This is a genomic window from Martinezella rhizogenes (assembly GCF_027460065.1).
Lineage (GTDB): Bacteria > Pseudomonadota > Alphaproteobacteria > Rhizobiales > Rhizobiaceae > Agrobacterium > Agrobacterium rhizogenes_C.
The window spans coordinates 1-3,600 of sequence record NZ_JAPYZZ010000045.1; the positions used below are offsets into that span (position 1 = coordinate 1).

The window sequence follows — 3,600 nt, forward strand, 5'->3', positions numbered from 1 at the left end:
CAACGCAATCGTCAAGACCTTCATCCCGGAGCGTCCGCTGCCGGCCGGCCGCTTCTTTGGTCCGAGCGGGGCTGCATCGACGGAGAAGGGCAAGGTCGATGTCGATGACACCGCGCTGACGATGATCAAATTCTCGAACGGCGCGCATGGCACGATTGAAGTGACGCGTAATTCCTGGGGTCATCATAACCAGCTCGGCTTCGAGATCCACGGCTCGAAGGGCTCGATCGCCTTCGATTATCAGCGCCTCAATGAGCTGCGCGTCGCCTTTGCCGATGATCCGGCCGATGCCTTCGGCTTCCGCACCATCTATTCCGGTCCGAACCAGCCGTTCGGCGACAAGCTCTGGCCGGTTGCCGGCATGGGGCAGGGCTACATCGATATCAAGTCGATCGAATGGTACAACTTCCTGAAAGCCATCGCCGACAAGACTTCGGCTTCGCCGGACTTCAAAGACGGTGTGCAGATCGAGCGCATCGCAGAGGCAATCCTCATCTCAGGACAGACCGGTGCCTGGGAAAATATCGAACAAGTCGAGCCGGCTCTCGGCGAAAGGGCGGCGTAGAAATCGAATTTGTTGGTTTTCTGGTGAAGGCTCCACAGAAACTTGGTTGATGTCGATGGCAAAGCCCCCAACTATTAGAGACGTCGCCCGCCTTTCAGGTGTGTCAACGGCGACGGTCTCGAGATATTTTTCCGGGAAAGCCGATGCGGTGTCGCCTCACAAAATCGAGAGCGTGCAGCGGGCGGCAAAAGCGCTTGGCTATACACCATCCGAGATTGGGAGGTCTCTACGTCTATCACAGAGTCGCGTCGTCATGATGTTGGTTCCCGACGCGACAAACCATTTTACAGCGGATGTTGCGGTCTCCGTGGAAAGCGCCCTTAAAGAAATCGGCCTTTCCATGGTCCTCGCCAATACGGGTGAAAAAGCGGCTCAGCAAGATCGATTGTTGTCCCACGCACAGGGGTTACGCGTACGGGCGATTATCCTGCAGGGAGCAATTGATACGCCGCGATTGCGCGAATTCGTGGAGCAGCACCGTAACCTCATTTTCGTTAATCGTCGGCCTGCGTCGGGTATAATTGCACCCTATGTCGGCATCGACAACTTTCAGGCCGGGTTTTCCGTGGGGCGATACTTTGTCCAGCGAGGATATGCCAACCCCGTGGCGATACATGCACCAAGGCACTATTCGGGCAGCACCGCTCGTCTCGATGGGTTCCTTGCGGGTCTCGGAGAAGGGGTAAATGTGCGTCAATTCGAGTGCGCCTACACGATGCAGGCCGGATATGACTGCGCGCGGTCGCTTTTGGCGAATGCTTCGGTGAAGTATTCGATTTTCTGCGCAAATGACATGATCGCCTACGGGGTGCATCGCGCTGCGATAGAGCAGAGCTTCAGCATACCCGAGGACCTTGTCATCTTTGGGTTCGATGACAATCGCCTCAACGAATGGCTCGCGCCCTGGCTTTCAACCGTGAGAGTGCCGGCGTTGGATTTTGGCCCGGCTATCGCCGAATTAATCTCGTCGGGTCAGACCGACCAGCCAGAGGCAAGAAACATAATCCTGCCCTTCTCTCTGCAGTTGCGAGAGTCGGCTTAGATCCAGCGCTGACATACAGCGTCTGGCGGCAGAAAAACCGCTTAACAAAAAACAAGGGGAACACGAGATGAAACGCATAACTGTCGAAACAGGCCCCATCGCTCGATCGGCGTCTGCAGGTCCTATGGGATTACCCGCTTTCTTTGACATAAAAGCATGCGACGCACAGCACGTCTCCTGCGGTCGGGATTGAGGAGCACGATATGGAAAAGGTATCCCCGTCGACTATCAAAGCCGTGCGTGAGAGCGGCGCTGTTCCCGTAGCTGAGTACTTGTTGGAAGTTCGAGATGTTCGAAAGGAATTCTCGGGAAACGTCGCACTGGATAATGTCTCCTTCTGTCTGAAAAGAGGCACAGTCCACGCGCTGATGGGTGAGAACGGCGCTGGTAAGTCGACTCTGATGAAGATCATTGCCGGAATTTATACACCGGACGCCGGAGAGTTCTTCTTGAACTCGCTCCCCATTCGACTTCGTAGCCCGCTTGATGCGTTGGATAACGGCATCGCCATGATCCACCAGGAGCTGAACCTGATGAATCACATGACGGTTGCGGAAAACATTTGGATCAGGCGAGAGCCAAAAAACCGCTTTGGATTGGTCGACCACCACGAACTGGCCAAAAGGACTGAAGAGCTATTTCTGGAGCTCGGCATCGATCTGGATCCGGAAGAACGTGTGGGTGACCTCTCTGTTGCAAGCCGACAGATGGTTGAGATCGCAAAGGCCGTTTCTTACGAATCGGATGTGCTCATCATGGACGAGCCGACTTCGGCGCTTACGGAGCGGGAAGTCGAGCACCTTTTCCGCATCATTCGAACCCTCAGGGAACGCGGCAAGGGCATCATCTACATCACGCACAAGATGAATGAGTTGTTTGAGATCGCCGACGAGGTCTCAATATTCCGCGATGGGAAGCATATTGCGACCAAAGCTGCCAGCGAACTGACCCGTGACGAGGTCATTCGGATGATGGTCGGCCGTGAGATTTCGCAGATGTTTCCGAAGATGCCGGCGAAGATCGGTGACGTCGTTCTCAGCGTTAAAAACTTATGTCTGGCGGGCGTGTTTGAAGATGTGTCTTTCGACTTGAGGGAGGGAGAAATTCTGGGCATTGCGGGGCTTGTCGGCGCCGGACGCTCGAATATTGCCGAGACGATCTTCGGCGTCACTCCCGCAACATCCGGTACGATCGAAATCAAGGGCGCGCGTATTGACGTGCGGTCGCCCAGCGTTGCGATGGAGCACGGCATAGCTTTTCTCACGGAAGACCGGAAGGAATCGGGCTGCTTTCTGCTTCTCGATATCCAGGCGAATATGCAAATGGCTGCGCTCCGCAACAGGTATGTGCGCCATGGGTTTGTCGAGCAGACACGGCTCGCTGATGAATGTGAGGTTATGAGAGAGTCACTTCGCGTCAAAACGGCGAGCATGGACGAGCCTATCATCAACCTGTCAGGCGGCAATCAGCAAAAGGTTCTGATCGGGCGCTGGCTACTGACGAAGCCTCGTATTCTCATTCTCGACGAACCGACGCGGGGTATTGATGTCGGCGCCAAGGCGGAAATTCACCGTATGATCTCCACACTTGCCGGCGAAGGTGTCGCCGTCATCATGATTTCCTCGGAACTGCCGGAGGTTCTGGGCATGAGCGATCGAGTCGTTACGGTGCGTCAGGGACGTATCGCCGGCATTCTTGATCGTGCCGAGGCTGATCAGGTCAAGATCATGGAGCTTGCGGCCCAATGACGACTTCATCGGAAGCCACGGCTGTGGCGGAAAAGCGTGCACCGAAAAGGAAGTTCCAGAGCGAGATGTCGATGCTGGTTGTGCTGGTTGGCATTGCCCTGACATTCGAGGTTCTCGGCTGGATCTTTGTCGGCAATTCGTTCCTTGCCAATCAACAGCGGCTGTCGATCATCATCCTCCAGGTTTCGGTGATCGGTATCCTGGCGGTGGGCGTGACGCACGTCATCATTACCGGCGGCATCGAT

At 55.5% G+C, this 3,600-nt stretch carries 3 protein-coding genes and 1 pseudogene; all 4 read left to right on the top strand.

The genetic code is table 11. From position 1 onward, the window contains the following. Nucleotides 1-565: Gfo/Idh/MocA family oxidoreductase (locus O8B93_RS27765; protein ID WP_269713096.1), on the top strand; the 565-nt coding region annotated here is incomplete at its 5' end. A gap of 55 nt (nt 566-620) precedes the next feature. Beyond that, a complete protein-coding gene (locus O8B93_RS27770; protein WP_269713098.1) occupies nt 621-1,607 on the top strand; it encodes a LacI family DNA-binding transcriptional regulator in 987 nt (328 codons plus the stop codon). Nucleotides 1,608-1,810: 203 nt separating this feature from the next. Beyond that, nucleotides 1,811-3,355 carry a sugar ABC transporter ATP-binding protein gene (locus O8B93_RS27775; protein WP_269713097.1) on the top strand — a complete coding sequence of 515 codons (1,545 nt, stop codon included), beginning with the start codon at nt 1,811-1,813 and terminating at the stop codon, nt 3,353-3,355. Further along, a pseudogene (locus tag O8B93_RS27780) lies at nt 3,352-3,600 on the top strand (ABC transporter permease); the annotation flags it as partial. The gene O8B93_RS27775 and the pseudogene O8B93_RS27780, both read left to right, overlap by 4 nt.